Source organism: Pseudomonas sp. GT1P32, from assembly GCF_054897805.1.
Map to the genome: position 1 here is coordinate 1,385,254 of NZ_CM142704.1, position 22,984 is coordinate 1,408,237.

20 protein-coding genes are annotated in these 22,984 nt (G+C 60.6%); 9 read left to right on the forward strand and 11 right to left on the reverse strand.

Annotated elements, in window-relative coordinates:
* Window positions 1–207 precede the first annotated feature (207 nt).
* On the reverse strand, window positions 208–1,491 hold the full coding sequence (locus ACYZUC_RS06275; RefSeq protein ID WP_008036779.1) for a Zn-dependent hydrolase: 1,284 nt from the start codon (window positions 1,489–1,491) through the stop codon (window positions 208–210).
* Between the two features lie 141 nt (window positions 1,492–1,632).
* Window positions 1,633–3,117 carry an NCS1 family nucleobase:cation symporter-1 gene (locus tag ACYZUC_RS06280; RefSeq protein ID WP_461994387.1) on the reverse strand — a complete coding sequence of 495 codons (1,485 nt, stop codon included), beginning with the start codon at window positions 3,115–3,117 and terminating at the stop codon, window positions 1,633–1,635.
* Between the two features lie 552 nt (window positions 3,118–3,669).
* Here ACYZUC_RS06280 and hydA point away from each other — a divergent pair.
* The 3 genes from hydA to preA all read left to right on the forward strand — a co-directional run bounded on the left by hydA (window position 3,670) and on the right by preA (window position 7,910).
* The gene (gene hydA / locus ACYZUC_RS06285) at window positions 3,670–5,109 is read left to right on the forward strand and encodes a dihydropyrimidinase (RefSeq protein ID WP_008036777.1); all 1,440 of its coding nucleotides are present in this window, start codon (window positions 3,670–3,672) and stop codon (window positions 5,107–5,109) included.
* Window positions 5,110–5,267: 158 nt separating this feature from the next.
* Window positions 5,268–6,635 carry an NAD(P)-dependent oxidoreductase gene (locus tag ACYZUC_RS06290; protein WP_461994389.1) on the forward strand — a complete coding sequence of 456 codons (1,368 nt, stop codon included), beginning with the start codon at window positions 5,268–5,270 and terminating at the stop codon, window positions 6,633–6,635.
* Window positions 6,636–7,910 (forward strand): NAD-dependent dihydropyrimidine dehydrogenase subunit PreA, encoded by a 1,275-nt coding sequence (preA, locus tag ACYZUC_RS06295; RefSeq protein WP_461994390.1) that lies wholly within the window; start codon window positions 6,636–6,638, stop codon window positions 7,908–7,910.
* A 108-nt stretch (window positions 7,911–8,018) separates the two neighbouring features.
* Here preA and ACYZUC_RS06300 read toward each other — a convergent pair whose 3' ends face one another.
* Window positions 8,019–8,639, reverse strand: coding sequence for a TetR/AcrR family transcriptional regulator (locus ACYZUC_RS06300; protein ID WP_008024841.1), 621 nt, complete (start codon window positions 8,637–8,639; stop codon window positions 8,019–8,021).
* A gap of 146 nt (window positions 8,640–8,785) precedes the next feature.
* On the opposite strand from ACYZUC_RS06300, the gene copC reads away from it, so the two are divergent.
* From copC to ACYZUC_RS06330, 6 genes are all read left to right on the forward strand, one after another.
* Window positions 8,786–9,151, forward strand: coding sequence for a copper homeostasis periplasmic binding protein CopC (gene copC, locus ACYZUC_RS06305; protein WP_008036774.1), 366 nt, complete (start codon window positions 8,786–8,788; stop codon window positions 9,149–9,151).
* A gap of 3 nt (window positions 9,152–9,154) precedes the next feature.
* Window positions 9,155–10,012 carry a copper homeostasis membrane protein CopD gene (copD, locus tag ACYZUC_RS06310; RefSeq protein ID WP_461994391.1) on the forward strand — a complete coding sequence of 286 codons (858 nt, stop codon included), beginning with the start codon at window positions 9,155–9,157 and terminating at the stop codon, window positions 10,010–10,012.
* 234 nt (window positions 10,013–10,246) lie between these two features.
* Window positions 10,247–11,545, forward strand: coding sequence for an OprD family porin (locus ACYZUC_RS06315; protein ID WP_461994392.1), 1,299 nt, complete (start codon window positions 10,247–10,249; stop codon window positions 11,543–11,545).
* A 249-nt stretch (window positions 11,546–11,794) separates the two neighbouring features.
* Complete coding sequence (locus tag ACYZUC_RS06320) at window positions 11,795–12,613, forward strand: NAD-dependent epimerase/dehydratase family protein (protein WP_461994393.1); 819 nt, start codon at window positions 11,795–11,797, stop codon at window positions 12,611–12,613.
* A gap of 52 nt (window positions 12,614–12,665) precedes the next feature.
* Complete coding sequence (locus tag ACYZUC_RS06325; protein ID WP_461994395.1) at window positions 12,666–13,553, forward strand: SMP-30/gluconolactonase/LRE family protein; 888 nt, start codon at window positions 12,666–12,668, stop codon at window positions 13,551–13,553.
* Window positions 13,554–13,682: 129 nt separating this feature from the next.
* The gene (locus ACYZUC_RS06330) at window positions 13,683–14,561 is read left to right on the forward strand and encodes an aldose 1-epimerase (RefSeq protein WP_461994397.1); all 879 of its coding nucleotides are present in this window, start codon (window positions 13,683–13,685) and stop codon (window positions 14,559–14,561) included.
* Here ACYZUC_RS06330 and ACYZUC_RS06335 read toward each other — a convergent pair.
* From ACYZUC_RS06335 to exaC, 8 genes are all read right to left on the reverse strand, one after another.
* Window positions 14,546–16,273: a PAS domain-containing hybrid sensor histidine kinase/response regulator gene (locus ACYZUC_RS06335; protein WP_461994399.1), complete on the reverse strand. Its 1,728-nt coding sequence runs from the start codon at window positions 16,271–16,273 to the stop codon at window positions 14,546–14,548. The genes ACYZUC_RS06330 and ACYZUC_RS06335 overlap by 16 nt on opposite strands.
* Entirely contained in the window at window positions 16,257–17,420 is a 1,164-nt protein-coding gene (gene ercA, locus ACYZUC_RS06340) for an alcohol dehydrogenase-like regulatory protein ErcA (RefSeq protein ID WP_461994401.1), read from the reverse strand. Before ercA ends, ACYZUC_RS06335 begins: the two co-directional genes overlap by 17 nt.
* A gap of 215 nt (window positions 17,421–17,635) precedes the next feature.
* A complete protein-coding gene (gene pqqE, locus ACYZUC_RS06345) occupies window positions 17,636–18,778 on the reverse strand; it encodes a pyrroloquinoline quinone biosynthesis protein PqqE (protein ID WP_461994402.1) in 1,143 nt (380 codons plus the stop codon).
* Window positions 18,756–19,028, reverse strand: a complete 273-nt coding sequence (gene pqqD, locus ACYZUC_RS06350) for a pyrroloquinoline quinone biosynthesis peptide chaperone PqqD (RefSeq protein WP_461994404.1) — start codon at window positions 19,026–19,028, stop codon at window positions 18,756–18,758. Before pqqD ends, pqqE begins: the two co-directional genes overlap by 23 nt.
* Complete coding sequence (gene pqqC / locus ACYZUC_RS06355; protein WP_461994406.1) at window positions 19,025–19,777, reverse strand: pyrroloquinoline-quinone synthase PqqC; 753 nt, start codon at window positions 19,775–19,777, stop codon at window positions 19,025–19,027. The genes pqqD and pqqC overlap by 4 nt, the downstream gene beginning before the upstream one ends.
* A 133-nt stretch (window positions 19,778–19,910) precedes the next feature.
* Window positions 19,911–20,825, reverse strand: a complete 915-nt coding sequence (pqqB, locus tag ACYZUC_RS06360; protein WP_461994407.1) for a pyrroloquinoline quinone biosynthesis protein PqqB — start codon at window positions 20,823–20,825, stop codon at window positions 19,911–19,913.
* Between the two features lie 55 nt (window positions 20,826–20,880).
* Window positions 20,881–20,952: a pyrroloquinoline quinone precursor peptide PqqA gene (gene pqqA / locus ACYZUC_RS06365; protein WP_003253598.1), complete on the reverse strand. Its 72-nt coding sequence runs from the start codon at window positions 20,950–20,952 to the stop codon at window positions 20,881–20,883.
* A gap of 259 nt (window positions 20,953–21,211) precedes the next feature.
* Window positions 21,212–22,732 (reverse strand): acetaldehyde dehydrogenase ExaC, encoded by a 1,521-nt coding sequence (exaC, locus tag ACYZUC_RS06370; RefSeq protein WP_461994409.1) that lies wholly within the window; start codon window positions 22,730–22,732, stop codon window positions 21,212–21,214.
* Window positions 22,733–22,984 lie beyond the last annotated feature (252 nt).

The window sequence follows — 22,984 nt, forward strand, 5'->3', positions numbered from 1 at the left end:
GGATCTCCACAATGGCGGCCGCGCCAACGTGTGGCGCTCTGTGAAGATTACGACCGCGAGGGGTGGGGATCGTGCGGCAAACATCCGAATCTGTAGGAGCGAAGCTTGCTCGCGAAGGGGCCGTCGACGTCACTATCTCTGTCGATTGAACAGACGTCTTCGCGAGCAAGCTTCGCTCCTACATGGGCTTACGCGAATTTCTGACGTTTATGCCGCGAGCTGCCCCCCGGCAATCGCCGCCGAAGCCGCCAGCATCGCCCGCAACAACACCGCACACCCGGCCGCCAGGTCATCCGGCGCGGCGTTTTCGATTTCGTTGTGGCTGATGCCGCCTTCGCACGGGACGAAGATCATCCCGGCCGGGCCGAGTTCCGCGAGGAAGATTGCGTCGTGCCCTGCTCCGCTGACGATGTCCATGTGCGACAAGCCGAGACCTTGCGCGGCACCGCGTACGGCTTCGACACAGCCCTTGTCGAAGTACAGCGGCGGGAAGTCGGCGGTGGGGGTCAGCTCGTAGGTCAGGCCGTGTTCTTCGCAGGTGGTTTCGATCACCTCGCGGACTTCAGCGATCATCGAGTCCAGCCTCGCCGGTTCCAGATGACGGAAGTCGAGGGTCATGCGCACTTCACCGGGGATGACGTTGCGTGAGCCGGGATAGGCTTGCAGGCAACCGACGGTGCCACACGCGTGGGGTTGATGGCCGAGGGCGGCACGGTTGACCGCACCGACGATCACGGCGGCGCCGACCAGTGCATCCTTGCGCAGGTGCATCGGGGTCGGGCCGGCGTGGGCTTCGACGCCGCGCAGTTTCAGGTCGAACCATTTCTGCCCGAGGGCACCCATCACCACCCCAATGGTTTTGTGTTCGTCCTCAAGGATCGGGCCTTGTTCGATGTGGGCTTCGAAATACGCGCCGACCGCGTGACCGCTGACTTTTCGTGGCCCGGCATAGCCGATGGCGTTCAGCGCTTCACCGACGGTAATGCCTTCGGCGTCGACCTTGGCGAGGGTTTCTTCGAGGGTGAATTTTTCCGCAAACACGCCAGAGCCCATCATGCACGGGGCGAAACGCGAGCCTTCTTCGTTTGTCCAGACCACCACTTCCAGCGGCGCTTCGGTTTCCACGCCCAGATCATTGAGGGTGCGCAGCACTTCGACCCCGGCCAGTACGCCAAAGCAGCCATCGAACTTGCCGCCGGTGGGCTGGGTATCGATGTGACTGCCGGTCATCACCGGTGGCAGGTTCGGGTTGCGGCCGGGGCGGCGGGCGAAGATGTTGCCGACGGCGTCGATGCTGACGGTGCACCCAGCCTCCTCGCACCACCTGACGAAAATGTCCCGGGCCTGGCGATCGAGGTCGGTCAGGGCCAGGCGACAGACGCCGCCCTTGACCGTGGCGCCAAGCCGGGCCAGGTCCATGAGCGACTGCCACAGGCGGTCGCGGTTGATGTGCTGATGGGTGGATTGCAGAACGTCTACGGCCGCGTTCATGGTGATCTCCTCAGGCTGTTGTTATAGGTTTTTTCAGGCAATTCCTTGGTGTGTTTGAGGCCGCCATCGCCGGCAAGCCGGCTCCTACAGGGGGACGCATTTCAACTGTAGGAGCCGGCTTGCCGGCGATGGGGCCATCCCTCACACCGGAGATTTCGCGATAGACGGGCTGGGCCGCATCGAGCACAACCCGTAATAAATCAACCCGCCCAACGCCGAGCCAGTGAACCAGCCATAACTGTAAAACCAGCTGAACGCATCGCTGCCCAACGACAACAACGTCAGCACCACCGGCACGCCGAACGCGATAAATCCAAACCAGTTCCACGCCGGGTACACGTCATCGCGATACAACCCGGCCAGGTCCAGTTGCTGTTTCTTGATCAGGAAATAGTCCACCACCATGATCCCGGCGATGGGCCCGAGCAGGCTCGAATAACCCAGCAGCCAGTTCGAATAGACCGTTTCCAGGCTCAGGTCCGAGACAATCAACCCAAGCTTCTTCAGCAGTTCATGGCCCATCAGCAACAACCCCACCAGCCCGGTGAGCAACACCGCTTTGGTGCGGTTGATCACCTTCGGCGCGATGTTCTGGAAATCGTTGGTCGGCGACACGATGTTGGCCGCGGTGTTGGTGGACAGCGTGGCGATGATGATCAACGCCATGGCCAGCGCCACCCAGACCGGGCTCTGGATATGGCCGATCAACGTCACGGGATCGGAGACGGTCACGCCCACCAGTTTCACCGACGCGGCAGTCATCACCACGCCCAGCGAGGCGAACAGGAACATGGTCAGCGGCAAGCCGATGATCTGCCCGACAATCTGGTCTTTCTGGCTTTTGGCGTAGCGGCTGAAGTCGGGAATGTTCAGCGACAACGTCGCCCAGAACCCGACCATCGCGGTCAGCCCGGCGGCGAAATAGCTGACCACACTGGCGCCTTCCGGACGCTTGGCCGGGATCGCCAGCAACTCGGTCATCGACACGTTCGGCATCGCCCACACCAGCAGACCGACACCCACCAGCACCAGCAGCGGCGCGGACAGCGTTTCAAGCCATTTGATCGAGTCGGCGCCGCGAATCACCACCCACAGGTTCAGCGCCCAGAAGACCATGAAACCGATGACTTCGCCGGTGCCTCCGAGGGACTTCCAGCCCTCGAACACCGAGCCCAGAAACAGGTGAATCGCCAGTCCGCCGAACATCGTCTGGATGCCGAACCAGCCACACGCCACCAGCGCACGGATCAGGCAGGGAATATTGGAACCGAGGATGCCGAAGGACGAACGCAGCAATACCGGGAACGGAATGCCGTATTTAGTGCCGGGAAACGCATTCAGGGTCAGCGGGATTAACACAATGATGTTGGCGAGCAGAATCGCCACCAGCGCTTCGCCGACCGTCAGACCGAAATAGGCGGTCAGCACACCGCCGAGGGTGTAGGTCGGCACGCAGATCGCCATGCCAACCCACAGCGCGGTGATGTGCCATTTGTTCCAGGTCCGTTCGCGCACCTTGGTCGGTGCCATGTCGTGGTTGTATCGGGGACTGTCAAGGACATCGCTGCCGGCTTCGAGCTCGAACAAGCCGTCGCGTTCGGTCACTTGCGATCTGATCTGTTGCATGGCCGCTCCACTGTTCTTTGAATTATTTTTTGCTCATCGGGGGCTGGCGGCATCAATAAACGTGCCGGGCACTCCGAATACGCATCGGGCAGTTCCATAAAAACTTTGCAACTAACTGATGTTGATCAGTTTTATATCTATCTCCAGCAAGTGCTCGGCGACTTGTCTGTTCTCTCAGGCTAAAAGCCAGGCAAGTTGTCCGAACCGTCAGGACTCAATCTGGTGCATCGATCTTTTTTTCAAAGTTGCGCATCAACCATAGACCATTCTCAAGCGGCTGATTTCACATAAGAAATCTCGTCTATTTTTGGAACCTGTCAAGTGCGTCAAAATGGTGAGAGGCCTCACCATTTTGGTGATTAATCGATTTAGTTATTATTTATCAATAACTTAAAACGGTTATATGCTTATAAAAAATATTCTTGCTCAATCCTTGAACTCATACTAGCTTCTAATCCTGACAGCGTTGACAGGAATACGACCGTTGACGCCAGCTGCATATAAAACAGTTAGAACTGACACCAGTCAGTCATTGCCTGCGAGGAACTCGGAATGTCTCTGTTGATCCGTGGCGCCACCGTTATTACCCATGATGAAAGTTATCGCGCCGACGTCTATTGCGCCGACGGCGTGATCAAAGCCATCGGTGACAATCTTGATGTTCCGGCGGGTGCCGAAGTGCTCGACGGCAGCGGCCAATACCTGATGCCCGGCGGCATCGACCCGCATACGCACATGCAACTGCCCTTCATGGGCACCGTGGCCAGTGAAGACTTTTTCAGTGGCACGGCGGCGGGACTTGCCGGTGGCACCACGTCGATCATCGACTTCGTGATTCCCAACCCGCAGCAGTCGTTGATGGAAGCGTTTCATCAGTGGCGCGGCTGGGCCGAAAAGTCAGCGTCGGACTATGGCTTCCACGTGGCGATCACCTGGTGGAGCGAGCAGGTCCGTGAGGAAATGGCCGAGCTGGTCAGCCATCACGGGGTCAACAGCTTCAAGCATTTCATGGCCTACAAGAACGCGATCATGGCGGCCGATGACACCCTCGTGGCGAGTTTCGAGCGCTGCCTGGAATTGGGCGCCGTGCCGACCGTGCATGCGGAAAACGGTGAACTGGTTTATCACCTGCAACGCAAGTTGATGGCCCAAGGCATTACCGGCCCTGAAGCGCATCCGCTGTCGCGCCCTTCGCAAGTCGAAGGTGAAGCGGCGAGCCGGGCGATTCGTATCGCCGAAACCCTGGGCACGCCGCTGTACCTGGTGCACGTGTCGACCAAGGAAGCCCTCGACGAAATCACCTATGCCCGCAGCAAAGGCCAGCAAGTCTACGGTGAAGTGCTGGCCGGGCATCTGTTGCTGGATGACAGCGTCTACCAGCATCCGGACTGGCAGACCGCCGCCGGTTACGTGATGAGCCCGCCCTTCCGTCCTCGCGGTCATCAGGAAGCGCTTTGGCATGGCTTGCAGTCCGGCAACCTGCACACCACCGCCACCGACCACTGCTGTTTCTGCGCCGAGCAAAAAGCCGCGGGCCGTGACGACTTCAGCAAGATCCCGAACGGCACCGCCGGGATCGAAGACCGCATGGCCGTGCTGTGGGATGAAGGGGTGAACACCGGGCGTTTTTCGATGCAGCACTTTGTGGCGCTCACCTCCACCAACACCGCGAAGATCTTCAACCTCTACCCGCGTAAAGGTGCGATTCGCGTGGGTGCCGATGCGGATCTGGTGCTGTGGGATCCCGAGGGCACACGGACGATTTCGGCGAAGACTCATCACCAGCAGGTCGACTTCAACATCTTCGAAGGCAAGACCGTGCGCGGTGTGCCGAGCCATACGATCAGCCAGGGCCGGGTGGTCTGGGCGGACGGTGATTTGCGCGCCGAGCGTGGAGCCGGGCGCTATGTCGAACGGCCGGCGTATCCGGCGGTGTTTGATTTGCTGAGCAAGCGGGCGGAGTTGAATCAGCCGGTTGCTGTGAAACGCTGAGATCGTGGCCTTCGGCCTTCGCGGGCAAGCCTCGCTCCTACAGTTTGAAATGCGATCCACCGTAGGAGCGAGGCTTGCCCGCGAAGAGGCCGGCCCAGGCGACAAAAAACCAATGCCCATCAGAGGCAGTTACCTCAAATAACCGTGAGGCCAACACCGTGATCAAGACCCTGACCCACCTCCCGCATCCCGTTGAGAATGCGGCCGCCCTCGCCGGCCACTTCACCGATCTGGCACCGCCGCTCAACGATCGCCAGGCGCACCAGGAAGCCTCGCGCTGCCTGTATTGCTACGACGCGCCGTGCGTGAATGCCTGTCCGAGCGACATCGACATTCCCTCGTTCATCCGCAATATCCATCAGGACAACGTGCAAGGCGCGGCGCAGAAAATTCTCTCGGCGAACATCCTCGGTGGCAGTTGCGCCCGGGTCTGCCCGACCGAAGTCCTCTGCCAGCAAGCGTGTGTGCGCAACAACGACCATGAATGCGCGCCCGTCTTGATCGGCCTCTTGCAACGTTACGCCGTGGACAACGCGCACTTTAGCGAACACCCCTTCCCGCGCGCCGCCGCAACCGGTAAACGCATCGCGGTGGTAGGGGCCGGTCCGGCCGGTTTGTCCTGCGCTCATCGCAGTGCCATGCACGGGCATGACGTGGTGATTTTCGAAGCACGGGAAAAGGCTGGCGGCCTCAACGAATACGGAATCGCCAAGTACAAACTGGTGGACGATTACGCACAAAAGGAGCTGGATTTCCTGTTGCAGATCGGTGGCATCGAAATCCGTCACGGGCACAAACTCGGTGAAAACCTGACCTTGAGCGACCTGCATCAGCAATTCGACGCGGTGTTCCTCGGCCTCGGTCTTAATGCCAGCAAACAGCTTGGACTGAATCACGAGGACGCACCCGGCCTGCTCGCCGCCACCGAATACATCCGAGAATTGCGCCAGGCCGATGACCTGACACAACTGCCTTTGGCCGACCACTGCATCGTACTCGGCGCCGGCAACACCGCCATCGACATGGCCGTGCAAATGGCCCGCCTCGGCGCGCATGACGTGAATCTGGTGTATCGCCGCGGTGTCGAGGACATGGGCGCCACCCACCACGAACAAGACATCGCCAAAGCCAATCAGGTGCGTTTGCTGACGTGGGCGCAACCCGAAGAAGTGTTGCTCGATGATCAAGGCCACGTGCGCGGCATGCGCTTCGCCCGCACACATTTAGTGGAAGGTCGCCTGCAAACCACCGGCGAAACCTTCGAACTGGTCGCCGATGCGATCTTCAAAGCCATCGGCCAGGCCTTTGACTCAAGCGCCCTCAGCGACCCGCTGGCCCGTGAACTCAAGCGTCAGGGTGATCGGATTGCCGTCGATGAACAGCTGCGCACCAGCATCCCCGGCGTGTATGCCGGCGGCGACTGCACCAGCCTCGATCAGGACCTCACCGTGCAAGCCGTGCAGCACGGCAAGCTGGCTGCCGAGGCGATCAACGCTCAATTGATGCTCAATGTGGAGGCTGCGTAAATGGCCGATCTTTCGATTGTCTTCGCTGGCATCAAATCCCCCAACCCGTTCTGGCTGGCCTCTGCGCCGCCGACCGACAAGGCCTACAACGTGGTCCGCGCCTTTGAGGCCGGCTGGGGTGGCGTGGTCTGGAAAACCCTGGGTGAAGACCCGGCGGCGGTCAACGTGTCGTCGCGCTACTCGGCGCATTTCGGCGCCAACCGTGAAGTGCTGGGCTTCAATAACATTGAGCTGATCACCGACCGCTCACTGGAGATCAACCTGCGGGAAATCACCCAGGTGAAAAAGGATTGGCCGGACCGCGCATTGATCGTGTCGCTGATGGTGCCCTGCGTCGAAGAATCCTGGAAACACATCCTGCCGCTGGTGGAAGCCACCGGCGCCGACGGCATCGAGCTGAACTTCGGCTGCCCTCACGGCATGCCGGAACGGGGCATGGGCGCGGCGGTCGGTCAGGTGCCGGAGTATGTCGAGCAGGTCACCCGCTGGTGCAAGACGTATTGCTCGCTGCCGGTAATCGTCAAGCTCACACCGAACATCACCGACATCCGCGTCGCCGCCCGCGCGGCCCATCGCGGCGGCGCCGATGCGGTGTCGCTGATCAACACGATCAACTCGATCACCAGCGTTAACCTGGAACGCATGGTCGCCAATCCCATCGTCGGCAGCCAAAGCACTCACGGCGGTTATTGCGGTTCGGCGGTGAAGCCGATTGCGTTGAACATGGTCGCCGAGATCGCTCGCGATCCGCAGACGCAAGGCCTGCCGATCTCCGGTATTGGCGGCATCGGCAACTGGCGCGACGCAGCGGAATTCATCGCGCTGGGCAGCGGCTCGGTGCAGGTGTGCACGGCGGCGATGCTGCATGGTTTCCGGATTGTCGAGGACATGAAGGACGGCTTGTCACGCTGGATGGACAGTCAGGGTTATGCCAGCGTGTCGGAATTTTCCGGGCGGGCGGTGGGCAATACCACGGACTGGAAGTACCTGGACATCAACTATCAGGTGATCGCGAAAATTGACCAGGAGGCGTGTATCGGTTGCGGTCGCTGCCATATCGCTTGCGAAGACACCTCGCACCAGGCGGTGGCCAGCGTCAGGCAGGCGGATGGGACGCACAAATATGAAGTGATCGATGATGAGTGTGTGGGCTGCAATTTGTGCCAGATCACTTGCCCGGTGCAGGATTGCATCGAGATGGTGCCGATGGAGAACGGCAAGCCGTTTCTGGATTGGAATCATGATCCGAGGAATCCGTATCATGTCGCCGTTTAAGTGATGCGTTGTCTGGTCTGACGCCTTCGCGGGCAAGCCTCGCTCCTACAGCGGTCCTTGTAGGAGCGAGGCTTGCCCGCGAAGAGGCCGTCAGCCACACCGCAAACCTCAAGGCTCCAACCCGATCCCCCGCAAAATCACGCTCGTCACCGTCTGCACCGCCCGCTCGAACTGCATGTCCGACAGCGGCTGGTGATCGTTCAGAATATTCACCTGATGATCAAAGTCGGCGTAATGCTGAGTCGACGCCCAGATCATGTACAGCAAGCTGGAAGGCTCCACCGGCAGGATGCGTTTGTCGTCCACCCACTGGCGAATTTTCGCTTCTTTCATCTTGGCCCAGTCGTACAGGCTGGCGTCGAGTTTCTCACCCAGCGTCGGCGCGCCGTGGATGATTTCGTTGGCCCAGACTTTCGAGCCGTAAGGCCGGCTGCGCGAGTGGTTCATCTTGGCGCGGATGTAGCTGCTGAGCACCACGCGCGGGTCATCGAACATCTCGAAGCACAGCGCATCCTGCTTCCACACCTCAAGCAAATCGAACAGCACGGCACTGTAGAGCTCGGTCTTGGTGCTGAAGTAGTAATGCAGATTGGAGCGCGGCAGTTGCACTTCGGCGGCGATATCCGCCATGGCGGTACCGCCGAAACCTTTTTCAGCAAAGACCTTTTCGGCCCCGAGCAGAATTTTTTCGACGTTACTGCGGCGAATCTCGATCTTGTGATTGCCCATGAGGGCTCCCTGACAACAGCGTTGCTCAAGACTAGCATCCGCCCTACATCGCGGCGACAGCGGAAAACGAAACTTCGTACACCCGCCCGCTCGCGCTCGCAGTTAAACTGTCGCCCTTCTTCGAACCTGCCTCTGAGGTATCCACGATGCTTTTCAAGAAAACCCTGACCGCCGCCGCCCTGCTCGGCTCGCTGCTCGCCGCTTCGTCGGTGTTTGCCCACGCTCACCTGAAAAGCCAGACGCCGGCTGCCGACAGCACCGTCAGTGCACCGTCGGAATTGCGCCTGGTGTTCTCCGAAGGTGTCGAAGCGGCATTCACCAAAGTCACGATCAGCAAGGACGGCGCCAACGTAGAGGTGAAAAGCCTGGCCACCGAAGGCAGCGATAAAAAGACCCTGGTCGTGACCCCGGCAGCGCCATTGGCAGCGGGCGCCTACAAAGTCGAATGGCATGCGGTGTCGGTCGATACCCACAAAAGCGAAGGCGCCTACAGCTTCAAGGTCGGCCAGTAATTCATGACGAGCGCGATGGTGCTGTGCCGCTTCCTGCATTTCACCGTGGTGCTGATGCTGTTCGGGGTCTGGGTATTCAGGCCGCTGCTGTTGGGTCATGAGGCGCTGCTGGACAAAACGCTGGCGCGAGTCAGCCGCTGGCTCGCCTCGGTCGCATTGGTCAGCGGCATCGCCTGGCTGCTGCTGATCACCGTCAGCATGGCCGGTGCGTGGGAGGCGGCGTTCGATCCGTCGACCTTGCGCCTGGTGCTGGGCAATACGTTTTTCGGCCAGGTCTGGCGCTGGCATCTGCTGCTCAATGGTTTGCTGATGGTTGTGCTGCTGACGCCGCTTCACGCCAGCCTGCCCTTGCGCCTGGTCCTCGGCGGCCTGCTGCTGGCAACGTTGGCGCCGGTCGGTCACGGCGCGATGCTCGATGGCCTCAGCGGGCAGTTGCTGATCCTCAATCAAATCATTCACCTGACCTGCGTCGGCGCCTGGCTCGGTGGGTTGTTGCTGCTGGTGATGATCCTGCGGCAACCGGGCGGCCATGCTGTTCGCGAAATACTGCAACGCTTCAGCGGTGTCGGTTATGCGCTGGTGGCGGGATTGGTGATCACCGGGCTGATCAATGTACGGGTGCTGACCGGGCAGTTCTGGCCGACCCCGTTGCTGTCCGGGTTTGCCTTGATTCTGCTGATCAAGGTGCTGCTGGTGAGTGCGATGCTGGGGTTGGCGCTGTTCAATCGGCAGCGGATCAAGGATTGCGAGCAGCGCATGGCGACGCTCAAAACCAGCGTGATTATGGAGTGGCTGCTGGGCATTGGCGCGGTGGCGGCAGTCTCCCTCCTGGGCACCATGCCCCCGATGATTACCGGATAAACACCGTTTTTGTAGGAGCCGGCTTGCTGGCGATCCAGGCGACGCGGTCTTCCTGATACACCTCGGTGCCTGAATCGCCAGCAAGCCGGCTCCTACAAGGATCGTGTGGAGCCATTCAAGTCATCGTATAACTTCTGATTGACATACCCTGAAACACTCGCAAATAATCGCCCCGATGTTGTACGACGACGTATGACAAAAAATAAAAACAACAAATACCCAGGGAACGTCACAGTGAGCAAACTCGCCCGCAATTCCTCCATCCGCACCTCTCGCCCTGTTTTCGCACGCCGTCATACCCTGAGCCTGATCGGTTGCAGCAGCCTGGCCGTACTCGCCATGCCTGTGATCGGCCACGCCGAAGGTTTCGTCGATGACGCCAAGGCCACGCTGAACCTGCGCAACTTCTACATCAACCGCAACTTCACCAACCCGACCTACCCACAAGGCAAGGCTGAAGAGTGGACGCAAAACTTCATCCTCGACGCCAAGTCAGGATTCACGCCAGGCCCGGTCGGTTTTGGTGTGGATGTGCTGGGCCTGTACTCGCAAAAGCTCGATGGCGGCAAAGGTACCGGCGGTACACAACTGCTGCCGATCCACGATGACGGTCGCCCTGCCGACAACTTCGGTCGGATGGGGGTGGCGCTCAAAGGCAAAATCTCTAAAACCGAATTGAAGGTCGGCGAATGGATGCCAGTACTGCCAATCCTGCGCTCGGATGACGGCCGCTCCCTGCCGCAAACCTTCCGCGGTGGCCAGGTGACCTCTACCGAGATCAGCGGCCTGACGCTCTACGGCGGCCAGTTCCGCCAGAACAGCCCGCGCAACGATGCGAGCATGGAAGACATGTCCATGAACGGCAAAGCGGCGTTCACCTCGGACCGTTTCAACTTCGGTGGTGGTGAATACCTGTTCAACGAGAAGCGCACGCAGGTCGGCGTGTGGTACTCGGAACTCAGCGACATTTATCAGCAGCAGTATTTCAACCTGAGCCACAGCCAACCCATCGGCGACTGGACCCTCGGCGCCAACCTCGGTTTCTTCAACGGCAAGGAAGATGGCAGTGCCCTCGCCGGCGACCTGGACAACAAAACCACGTTCGCCATGCTGTCCGCCAAATACGGCGGCAACACCTTTTACGTCGGCCTGCAAAAGCTCACCGGTGACAATGCCTGGATGCGCGTCAACGGCACCAGCGGCGGCACCCTGGCCAACGACAGCTACAACTCCAGCTACGACAACGCACGGGAAAAATCCTGGCAACTGCGTCATGACTACAACTTCGTCGCGCTCGGTATTCCCGGCCTGACGATGATGAACCGCTACATCAGCGGCGATAACGTGCACACCGGCGCCATCACCGACGGCAAGGAATGGGGGCGCGAATCGGAACTGGCCTACACCGTGCAGAGCGGCGTGCTGAAGAACCTCAACGTCAAATGGCGCAACGCGAGCATTCGCAAAGACTTCAGCAACAACGAGTTCGATGAAAACCGCATTATCATCAACTACCCGATTTCGTTGTTGTAATACGTTTCCCGGCTGATCCAAAACCTGTAGGAGCCGGCTTGCTGGCGATCCAGACGACGCGGTCTTCCTGATACACCGCGGTGCCTGCATCGCCAGCAAGCCGGCTCCTACAGGGGTAGTGGTTAACCCTCCGTCTTTTTTGCCCAAAGTCGCGTTGACAAGACCCGGAAACCCTAACGATACTTCGGCACAGTCGTACGACAACCTACAACAAATTCAACAACAATAATTTCGCGCCCAGGAACTTCCATGACCACCACTTCCCAAGCCCCTTTCAATCGCCTGCTGCTGACCGGTGCCGCCGGTGGCCTCGGTAAAGTGCTGCGCGAAAGCCTGCGCCCTTACGCCAAGGTCATTCGCCTGTCGGACATCGCTGACATCGCTCCCGCCATTGATGACCGCGAAGAAGTCGTGACCTGCGACCTCGCGGACAAGCAAGCCGTGCATCACCTGGTCGAAGGCGTGGACGCGATCCTGCACTTCGGCGGTGTGTCGACAGAGCATTCGTTCGAAGACATCCTCGGCGCCAACATCTGCGGCGTGTTCCACATCTACGAAGCGGCGCGCCGTCATGGCGTCAAGCGGGTGATTTTCGCCAGTTCCAACCACGTCATCGGTTTCTACAAACAGGATGAAGTGATTGACGGCCGATCCCCTCGCCGCCCGGACAGCTACTACGGTTTGTCCAAGTCCTACGGCGAAGACATGGCCAGCTTCTACTTCGATCGCTACGGCATCGAGACCGTCAGCATCCGTATCGGCTCGTCGTTCCCGGAACCGCTAAATCGTCGAATGATGAGCACCTGGCTGAGCTTTGGCGACCTGACCCAATTGATCGAACGCTCCCTGTACGCGCCGAACGTCGGCCACACCGTGGTCTATGGCGCTTCCGACAACAAGAATCTCTGGTGGGACAACCGCTACGCCACCGCGCTGGGTTATGCACCGCAGGACACCTCTGAAGTGTTCCGTGCAAAAATCGACGCCCAGCCGATGCCGGCCGCCGATGACCCGGCCATGGTTTACCAGGGTGGCGCGTTTGTCGCGTCCGGTCCGTTCGGCGATTGAGTCAGCGCTGTTCACTTGATCCCCACAACAAAAACCCAGGGAATGAGTTGCCATGCAAGCCGAATTGATTGTCGATGCCCGCAACACGGTCGGTGAAAGCCCGGTCTGGGTTCCCGAGGAAAACGCCCTGTACTGGGTCGATATTCCCGCCGGGGGCCTGCAACGCTGGAGCGCCGAAACCGGGCATGTCGAGGCCTGGACGGCGCCGGAGATGCTCGCCTGCATCGCGCGTCACCACGATGGCAGCTGGGTCGCCGGGATGGAAAGCGGATTCTTCCGCCTCCAGCCGCACAATGACGGCAGCCTCGACAGCGAACTGCTGGCCCACGTCGATCACCCGCGCACCGACATGCGCCTCAACGATGGTCGCTGTGACCGTCAGGGGCGTTTCTGGGCCGGCAGCATGGTGTTGAACATGGGCGCCAACGCGGCCGACGGTGCGCTGTATCGCTACACCAATGGCCAGCGCGGGCCGCTCGACGCCCGACTTTCAGGATTCATCGTCCCCAACGGCCTGGGTTTCAGCCCGGACGGGCGCACGATGTACCTGTCTGACTCGCATCCCTTGGCCCAGCAAATCTGGGCCTTCGATTACGACATCGACAGCGGCACGCCGACAAACCGCCGGCTGTTCGTCGACATGAATCACTTCTGCGGTCGCCCCGATGGCGCGGCCGTGGATGCCGAAGGCTGCTATTGGATTTGCGCCAACGATGCCGGGCTGATTCACCGTTTCACCCCCGATGGACGTCTGGACCGCTCCCTCACCGTACCGGTGAAAAAGCCGACCATGTGCGCCTTTGGTGGCAGTCGACTGGACACCCTGTTCGTGACCTCGATCCGCCCCGGCGACGACCATGACGAACAGTCACTGGCGGGCGGTGTGTTCGCCCTTGATCCTGGGGTAAAAGGTTTGCCGGAAGCCCTTTTCAGCCACTGACCGAATTCGCCAGACAACGCTGTACCTGTAGGAGCCAGGCTTGCCGGCGAAGGCGATCTCAAGGACGCCTTCGCCGGCAAGCCTGGCTCCTACAGATAGTCCACGCATTCATTGATTTCGCAGGTCAACATGACGCCAACACTGCTCGAACTCGAAGACGAATTCACCCACCTCACCCTCGCCCCCGAAACCGGTGGCAGCATCGTCAACTGGACCGTGATCAGTTCGGGGCAGCCGCTGTTGCGCCACAGTGACGCGCACGCGCTGAACACCGGTCTGCCGGGCAAGCTCGGCTGTTTTCCGCTGGTGCCATGGTCCAACCGTATTTCCGACGGTGGTTTCGATCGCCCGGACGGCTGGCTCGCGCTCGAGCCCAACAGCCTCACCGATCCCCTGCCGATTCACGGCAGCGCCTGGCAACAACCGTGGCAGGTGGTTTCGCAGGAGCGTGATGAAGTCGTCCTGCAACTCGACAGCACCAGGCCGTTCGCCTATCGCACCCGGCAGCGTTTTCATTTGAGCCAGGGCAAACTGAGCATCGAGTTGCACGTCACGCACTTGGCCGAGCGCGCCGCGTGGCAAGGTTTGGGGCTGCATCCGTACTTGCCGCGTACCGCCGGCACTCGGTTACAGGCCAAGGCCGAGCAGGTGTGGTGGTGCGACGCCTCCAAACTGCCGACCCGACTCGGTTCGTTGCCTGCCGAGTGGGATTTTCGCCAGCTCAAGGCCCTGCCCGACACGCTGGTCGACAACGGTTTCTGCGAATGGGATGGCCATTGCCTGATCCAGCAACCCGACCTCGGTTATGAACTGGAATGCCAAGCCAGCGGCAGCGATTACTACCTGCTCTACTGCCCTGTGGACCTGGCGTTTTTCTGCATCGAACCGGTGAGCCATCCAGTCAATGCGCACCACTTGCCCGGTCGGCCGGGACTGGTGTTGCTGGAACAAGGTCAATCCGCCGAGCTGGGTTTCAGCCTGCAATACCGCGCCTACCCCAACAGCTGACTCAGCACCGCACGCAACTTGCCGGGTTTCACCGGCTTGTTCAGCAACGGCGCATCCAGTCGCTGCAAGGAGCGGCGGCACTGATCGGTGCGGTCGGCGGTGATGATCACCGCCGGAATCGTCTGACTGAAATGCTCGCGCAAATGCCGGACCACCTCGCACCCCACCACCCCATGATCGAGGTGGTAATCCGCCAGAATCAGCTCCGGCGCATGCCCCTGCAACGCGGCCAGCGCCGAGGCTTCATCGGTGGCGGTGACCACTTCGCAGCCCCACTGCCCGAGCAACGCGCTCATGCTTTGCAGAATGCTGACCTCGTTGTCCAGCACCAGCAAACGCCGGCCCGGTAGCGGGTTGCCGGTACTCGGCTGGGGCGCCGCGAGGCTGATGGGCAACGGAACCTCATGGGAAATCGGCACCTCAATGCTGAACATCGAGCCGCGTCCCGGCAGCGAATGCACCTGGATCCGGTAGTCGAGGATCTTGGCGATGCGCTCGACGATCGCCAACCCCAGCCCCACACCTTTGCGGTCGGCGGCGCGGCCGACGTCCAGTTGATTGAATTCAAGGAAGATCGAGTCGAGGCGATCCGCCGGGATCCCGCGCCCGGTATCCCAGACTTCCAGACGCAACATTTCACCGCGACGCCGGGCCCCGAGCAGGATGCTGCCCTGGTCGGTATAGCGACAGGCGTTGCTGAGGAAATTGCGCAGGATGCGCGTCATCAGACGCAGGTCGGTGCGAATGGCGTAATCGCCCATGTGCACGCGCAAGCGCAGCCCGGCCGCGTCGGCCACTGAGTGGAATTCCGACACCAGCGGCCCGAGCAATTCATCGAGGCGGTACAACGCGACATCCGGTTTGACCGCCGCTTGATCGAGCCGGGAGATATCCAGCAAATCGGTGAGCAAATCTTCCGCCCCTTCCAGGGCCTGATGCGTGCGCTCGACCAGCACCTGCTCGACGTCCGGCAGTTTGCGCTCACGCAAGGTCGAAATCAGCAAACGCGCGGCGTTGAGCGGTTGCAGCAGGTCATGACTGGCGGCGGCGAGGTATTTGTCCTTGCTGCGATTGGCGGCCTCGGCGGCATCACGGGCATCGCGCAAGGCTTCGGCGATCTGTTTGCGCTGGGTGATCTGTTGCTGCAGGTTGCGGTTGGCTTCAAGCAATTCGTCGGTGCGCGCGGTGACACGTTGTTCCAGTTCGTCATTGAGCTGTTGCAACCGTTGCTGGGCCTGTTTGCGTTCGGTGATGTCAGCGACAAAACCTTCCACCAGTTGTTCCTTATCGGGCCTGAGCAACAGGTTCATCAGCACATCGACGCTGCTGCCGTCCTGGCGGCGCAACTGGGTTTCGTAGCCATGCAGGCTGCCTTGATGCCGAAGGATCTCGCCGATGTTTTCCAGCTCCTGCTCACCGCCGACGAACAGCTGGCTGGCCAGGTCTGCCTTGGAAAACATCACGTCTTGCGGGTCCTGATAGCCGAGCATGCGTGCCAGCGCCGTGTTGGCGGCACGCATGCCGCCGTCGAGGCTGGCCTGGAAAATCCCGTAGACCGCGTGCTCGAACAGCCACTTGTAACGATTGCGCTCGGTTTCCAGGTCTTCCAGGCGGGCGGCCAGTTCCGGGTAATGGCTCTTGCGCGCCGAATGGCTGCCTAACCCGAGTAACCCGGCCAGCGCCCGTTGTTGTTCGTCAGAGGGCTTCGCCATAGACGACCTCGACATCACGCTGACTGGATTCACGCGGGTTGGTCAGGATGCATGGGTCGTGCATGGCATGTTGCGACAGGAACGGGATGTCCGCCGTGCTGACGCCGTGCAAGCCAAGGGTTTCGTGGAAGCCGATGGCGTGTTTCAACGCGATCAGATGTTCAACCAGCCGCCCGCAGATCTGCCGGTGATTGAGGCCACGGCAATCGATGCCGAACGTCTCAGCAATCACCTTGAAGCGTTCCGGCGCCGAGCTGTAATTGAAGGCCACCACGTGCTCCACCAGCACCGCGTTGCACAGGCCATGGGGCAAATCGAGGAAGCCACCGAGGCTATGAGACATGGCGTGCACCGCGCCAAGGATCGCATTGGAAAACGCCAGCCCGGCCTGCATGCTGCCGAGCATGATTTTCTCGCGCAGTGCGATGTCCGTCGGGTTGGCAATCATTTGCACGAGGTTGCCGTTGATCAGGCGCATGGCTTCCAGCGCGTGGGGGTCGGTCAGTGGCCCGTGGCCCGTAGAAACGAAGGCTTCGATGGCATGCACCAACGCGTCGATGCCGGTACAGGCCGACAGGAACGGGTCCATGCTCAGGGTGGTTTCCGGGTCGATCAGCGACACGTCCGGCACCACCGCTTTACTGACGATGGAAAATTTCATGCGTTCTTGCTGGTTGGAGATGATCACGAATTGCGAGACGTCCGCCGAGGTGCCGGCGGTGGTCGGGATCAGGATCAATGGCGGGCTGGGCACGCGGATGGTGTCCACCCCTTCGAACTCGAGAATGCTGCGCCCGTGAGCGACGACAATGCCGATGCCTTTGCCGCAATCCATCGGGCTGCCGCCACCGACGGCGACGATCACGTCGCAATGGTTTTCCCGGTACAACTCGGCACCGAGCATGACTTCCTCGACACGCGGGTTGGGCGAAACGTCGCTATACAAAAAGTAATCGATGCCCTGGGCCTGCAGGCTGGCCTCGACATCGGCAACCCAACCGGCGTCAATGACGCCAGGGTCACTGACCACAAGGACCTTGCGCGCGCCAAAGGTCTTGGCATAGTTGCCGACGTTGTGCCGGCAACCGGCACCGAAGATGATTTCAGGCGAAACGAATTTACGCAGCTGGCTGAGACTCTGGCTCATTGGAAAGCCTGTTTTTATTGTTTTGGAAGGTAAGAACCACACTAACCCATCCGGCTGTGAATGCAATCAGACCAATGGGTAGTCAGATTCCGAGGTCACTGGAGATCCCCTGTAGGAGCCGGCTTGCTGGCGATGAGGCCCGCGAGCTATGCGTCGCAAGTGCGGCCGCCATCGCCAGCAAGCCGGCTCCTACAGGGGATTGTGTGTTGGGTGGGTTATCCGCGGTAGATCAAGCGGGAAGCCTTCTCGTTACGCAAGGTCAAATGTTCCATGCCCTGCCCCGGCGCATCGGCTTCCTCGCGAGCCTTGAGGATCACGCCATGGTGCGGCGACTTGCTGCACACCGGGTCGGCATTGGCGGCATCGCCGGTCAGCATGAACGCCTGGCAGCGGCAGCCACCCAGGTCCTTGTGTTTTTCATCGCAGGAGCGGCACGGCTCCTTCATCCAGTCGTCGCCACGGAAGCGGTTGAAACCGAAGGAGTCGTTCCAGATGTGCTCGATGCTGTGTTCGCGCACATTCGGGAACGTCACCGGCAATTGCCGGGCGCTATGACAGGGCAACGCCGTGCCGTCCGGGGTGATGTCGAGAAACAGATTGGCCCAGCCGTTCATGCAGGTCTTGGGGCGTTCTTCGTAGTAATCCGGGGTGACGAAGATCAACTTGCACGGGTGGCCCTGCGCCTCAAGCCGTTCGCGGTATTCATTAGTGATGCGTTCGGCGCGCTGCAATTGCTCGCGGGTCGGCAACAGGCCCACGCGATTGAGCTCGGCCCACCCATAAAACTGACACGTAGCCAGCTCGACAAAATCCGCTTCCAGCTCCAGGCACAAGTCGATGATGCGGTCGATACGGTCGATGTTGTGCCGATGGGTGACGAAGTTCAGCACCATCGGATAACCCTGGGCTTTCACCGCGCGGGCCATGGCGAGCTTCTGTGCGAACGCCTTGCGCGAACCGGCGAGCATGTTGTTGACCGCTTCGTCGGCGGCCTGGAAGCTGATCTGGATATGGTCGAGCCCGGCGAGTTTGAAATCATGGACTTTCTGCTCGGTCAGGCCGATGCCCGAGGTGATCAGGTTGGTGTAATAACCCATGTCCCGTGCGGCCTTGATCAACTCAGCCAGGTCCTGGCGCACCAACGGCTCACCGCCGGAAAACCCCAGTTGCGCCGCACCCATCGCACGCGCCTCGCGAAACACGCGAATCCATTCTTCAGTGCTCAACTCCGCGCCTTGTTGCGCAAAATCCAGTGGATTGGAGCAATACGGGCATTGCAACGGGCAGCGATAAGTCAGCTCCGCCAGCAGCCACAGCGGTGGCCCCGGAGGCGCATCATTCGATCCAGAATTGAGCATGGGCCACCTCCAGAAACGCCAGCACATCCTCGTCGATCCCCGGCACACCGGGAAAACTCGCGGAGAGCATATCGATGATCGCCGCCACACTGCGTTGACCGTCCAGCAGATCGAGAATCTGCCCGGCACTGGCGTTGAGTTTGATCATGCCTTCGGGGTACAGCAGCACGTGGCAATCCTGACGAGGTTCCCACTGCAAGCGAAAACCCTGCCTTAAGGACGGTGATTTTTCGCGGTTAATCAGACTCACAGGTCGATCCCTCGGTGCCAGACTTTCTCGGTGGTCACCGTGTGATACGGCGGGCGTTCCAGCTCATAGGCCATGCTCATGGCGTCGAGCATGCTCCACAGCACATCGAGCTTGAACTGGAGGATTTCCAGCATCCGCTGCTGGGCTTCGACGGTGACGTAGTGCGCCAGAGTAATGCGCAAACCGTGCTCGACATCGCGCCGCGCCTGACTCAGGCGTGTGCGGAAATAGTCGTAACCGGCGACGTCGATCCACGGGTAATGCGTTGGCCAGGCGTCGAGCCGCGATTGGTGGATCTGCGGGGCGAACAGCTCGGTCAGCGAACTGCTCGCCGCTTCCTGCCAGCAGGCGCGCCGGGCGAAATTGACGTAGGCGTCCACGGCGAAACGTACGCCGGGCAATACCAGTTCCTGGGACAGAATCTGCTCACGATCCAGACCCACCGCTTCACCGAGGCGCAACCAGGCTTCGATACCGCCTTCGCTGCCAGGCACACCGTCGTGGTCGAGAATCCGTTGCAGCCATTCGCGGCGCACGTCGCGGTCCGGGCAGTTGGCGAGGATGGCGGCGTCCTTGAGCGGAATGTTGATCTGGTAGTAGAAGCGGTTGGCGACCCAGCCTTGAATCTGCTCGCGACTGGCGCGACCGGCGTACATGGCTTGGTGGAACGGGTGATGGATGTGGTAGTACGCGCCTTTGGCGCGCAGGGCCTGTTCGAATTCGGTGGGGGTCATCGCTGTATCAGTCATTGCAGGTCTCCTGGAGGATTTGCGGTGTCTGGTCTGGCGTCTTCGCGGGCAAGCCTCGCTCCTACAAGGTTTGCGCATCGCCTGTAGGAGCGAGCGGTGCGGCGATCCGACTTGCCCGCGAAGGCGTCATCCGCTACAGCACAATATCCATGCCGTCATAGGCCACCTCGATACCGCGCCGCTCCAGCAACGCCCGCTCAGCCGAATCTTCGTCGAGGATCGGGTTGGTGTTGTTAATGTGGATCAGCACCTTGCGCTGACGCGTAAAACCCTCCAACACCTCCAGCATGCCGCCCGCCCCACTCTGCGGCAGATGCCCCATCTCGCTGCCCAGGCTTTGGCCGACTTCACAGACGCGCATTTCGTCATCTCGCCACAACGTGCCATCCAGCAACAGGCAATCGGCACGCTGCATCCAGCTCAACACCTCGTCATCGATTTGCCCAAGGCCCGGCGCATAGAACAACGAAGCGCCCGTGCGCCGGTCTTCGATAAACAGGCCGATGGTGTCACCCGGTTGCGGGTTGCCCCGGTTCGGTGAATACGGCGGTGCGTTGCTGACCAGTGGAATGGCCCGAAACTGCAAATGCTCGCAGGCCGCGATGCTGAACGGCTGGCGATCGAGTCCGATCGGTTGCCACTGCAAACCGCCATTCCAGTGCTTGAGCATGGTGAACAACGGAAAGCCGCTGCTCAGGTCTTCATGTACCCGCTCGGTGCACCACACCGAATGCGGGCAACCTTCGCGCAGGCTCAACAGGCCGGTGCAATGGTCGATCTGGCTGTCCATCAGGACCACGCCGGCAATGGCCGTATCGCGCAAGCGACGTGCCGGTTGCAGCGGCGCGAAACTCTCGAGTTGCGCGCGGATATCCGGGGAAGCGTTGCACAGCACCCAGTCCACACCGTTGTCGCTCAGGGCAATGGAAGATTGCGTGCGACGTTGCGCGCGCAGGCTGCCATTGCGTATACCGGCGCACTGGCGACAGTTGCAGTTCCACTGCGGAAAACCACCGCCAGCGGCGGAACCGAGAACGCGAATGTGCATGGGCGATGCTCCAGAAGGCAGGCCCGGCCAACGCTGCGGCTGGCCGGGTGGACGATCAGCGGTTGGCGAAATACATCGTCACTTCGAAGCCAATGCGCAGATCGGTAAACGCGGGTTTAGTCCACATGGGTCATTCCTCTTCTTGTGCCGGACGATTCCGGTAAAGCCATTAATGCACGGGGCGGCAGACGCCCGAATGCTACTTTCGAAGGAGGTTGTGGGGTGCGTTGGTAGGGGGTATGGCGAGGTCGTCAGGCACACAAAAATCCAATGTGGGAGCGAGCCTGCTCGCGATGAGGCCATTACATTCAACATTGATGTTGACTGTCACGCCGCCATCGCGAGCAGGCTCGCTCCCACAGGGGGATTGTGGTGATTTTGCGGGGTTAGAAGAACCCCAACGGGTTGATGTCGTAGCTCACCAGCAGGTTTTTGGTCTGCTGATAATGGTCGAGCATCATCTTGTGGTTCTCACGGCCGACACCGGATTTCTTGTAGCCACCGAACGCGGCATGCGCCGGGTACAGGTGGTAGCAGTTGGTCCAGACACGCCCGGCCTTGATCGCCCGGCCCATGCGGTACGCGCGGTTGATGTCGCGGGTCCACAGGCCGGCACCGAGGCCGAACTCGCTGTCGTTGGCAATCGCCAGGGCTTCGGCTTCGTCCTTGAACGTGGTGATGCCCACCACCGGGCCGAAGATTTCTTCCTGGAACACGCGCATCTTGTTGTGGCCCTTGAGCAGGGTCGGCTGGATGTAATAGCCGCTCGACAAGTCGCCTTCAAGACGTTCCGCCGCGCCGCCGGTGAGCAGCTCGGCACCCTCCTCCTGGGCAATTTTCAGGTACGAGAGAATCTTGTCGTATTGCTGCTCCGACGCCTGGGCGCCGACCATGGTTTCAGTGTCCAGCGGGTTGCCGCGTTTGATCTTGACGATCTTCTTCATCACCTCGGCCATGAACGGTTCGTAGATCGACTCTTGCACCAGCGCACGCGACGGGCAGGTGCAGACTTCGCCCTGGTTGAAGAAAGCGAGCACCAGGCCTTCGGCGGCTTTCTCGATGAACTGTGGCTCGGCGTTCATGATGTCTTCGAAGAAGATGTTCGGCGACTTGCCGCCCAGTTCGACGGTGCTCGGAATAATGTTCTCGGCGGCGCAATGCATGATGTGCGCGCCCACCGGAGTGGAGCCGGTGAAGGCGATCTTGGCGATGCGTTTGCTGGTGGCCAGTGCCTCACCGGCTTCGCGACCGAAACCTTGCACGATGTTCAGTACACCGGCCGGCAGCAAGTCGGCGATCAGTTCGGCGAAGACCATGATCGACAGCGGCGTCTGCTCGGCAGGCTTGAGCACGATGCAGTTGCCTGCCGCCAGGGCCGGGGCGAGTTTCCACGCGGCCATCAGCAGCGGGAAGTTCCACGGGATGATCTGCCCGACCACGCCCAATGGCTCGTGAAAATGATAGGCGGTGGTCAGCTCGTTGATTTCGGCGGCGCCACCTTCCTGTGCACGGATGCAACCGGCGAAGTAACGGAAGTGGTCGGCGGCCAGCGGCACGTCGGCGTTGAGGGTTTCGCGCACGGCCTTGCCGTTGTCCCAGGTTTCGGTGACGGCGAGTATTTCGAGGTTTTGTTCGATGCGATCGGCGATTTTCAGCAGCACCAGCGAGCGGTCCTGCGCCGAGGTTTTGCCCCAGGCATCGGCAGCGGCGTGGGCGGCGTCGAGCGCCTTTTCGATGTCGGCGGCGCTGGAGCGCGGGAACTCGGCGATCACTTCACCGGTTACCGGCGAGGTGTTGGTGAAGTACTCGCCATTGACCGGTGCGACGAACTCGCCGCCGATGAAGTTGCCGTAGCGCGGCTTGAAGGAAACGACGGCGCCGGGTGTTCCAGGTTGTGCGTAGATCATGATGGGCCTCTGTCTGGGTCGATGCCTGTCGGGCAAACAGGCGATGAACCGATAGTAGAGAGCCCCGCGTGCCAGACGAATGCGCCGTTGGCAGGGGGGCTCTCGTTATTTGGTAGTAGGTTTGCCGCAAATCTTGCGGTGTAACAAATCCTTGTGGGAGCGAGCCTGCTCGCGAAGGCGGTATCAGGCTCAACACATTGGTTGAATGAGACACCGCTATCGCCGGCAAGCCGGTCTCGCTCCCACAGGGGT

Coding starts and splice junctions, on each gene's coding strand:
- ACYZUC_RS06280 (WP_461994387.1), bottom strand. CDS start 3,117: ATGCAACAGATCAGATCGCAAGTGACCGAACGCGACGGCTTGTTCGAG.
- preA (WP_461994390.1), top strand. CDS start 6,636: ATGGCCGATCTTTCGATTGTCTTCGCTGGCATCAAATCCCCCAACCCG.
- ACYZUC_RS06330 (WP_461994397.1), top strand. CDS start 13,683: ATGACGCCAACACTGCTCGAACTCGAAGACGAATTCACCCACCTCACC.
- copC (WP_008036774.1), top strand. CDS start 8,786: ATGCTTTTCAAGAAAACCCTGACCGCCGCCGCCCTGCTCGGCTCGCTG.
- pqqB (WP_461994407.1), bottom strand. CDS start 20,825: ATGCACATTCGCGTTCTCGGTTCCGCCGCTGGCGGTGGTTTTCCGCAG.
- ercA (WP_461994401.1), bottom strand. CDS start 17,420: ATGAGCCAGAGTCTCAGCCAGCTGCGTAAATTCGTTTCGCCTGAAATC.
- exaC (WP_461994409.1), bottom strand. CDS start 22,732: ATGATCTACGCACAACCTGGAACACCCGGCGCCGTCGTTTCCTTCAAG.
- ACYZUC_RS06275 (WP_008036779.1), bottom strand. CDS start 1,491: ATGAACGCGGCCGTAGACGTTCTGCAATCCACCCATCAGCACATCAAC.
- ACYZUC_RS06300 (WP_008024841.1), bottom strand. CDS start 8,639: ATGGGCAATCACAAGATCGAGATTCGCCGCAGTAACGTCGAAAAAATT.
- ACYZUC_RS06325 (WP_461994395.1), top strand. CDS start 12,666: ATGCAAGCCGAATTGATTGTCGATGCCCGCAACACGGTCGGTGAAAGC.
- pqqE (WP_461994402.1), bottom strand. CDS start 18,778: ATGCTCAATTCTGGATCGAATGATGCGCCTCCGGGGCCACCGCTGTGG.
- ACYZUC_RS06320 (WP_461994393.1), top strand. CDS start 11,795: ATGACCACCACTTCCCAAGCCCCTTTCAATCGCCTGCTGCTGACCGGT.
- pqqC (WP_461994406.1), bottom strand. CDS start 19,777: ATGACTGATACAGCGATGACCCCCACCGAATTCGAACAGGCCCTGCGC.
- hydA (WP_008036777.1), top strand. CDS start 3,670: ATGTCTCTGTTGATCCGTGGCGCCACCGTTATTACCCATGATGAAAGT.
- ACYZUC_RS06335 (WP_461994399.1), bottom strand. CDS start 16,273: ATGGCGAAGCCCTCTGACGAACAACAACGGGCGCTGGCCGGGTTACTC.
- copD (WP_461994391.1), top strand. CDS start 9,155: ATGACGAGCGCGATGGTGCTGTGCCGCTTCCTGCATTTCACCGTGGTG.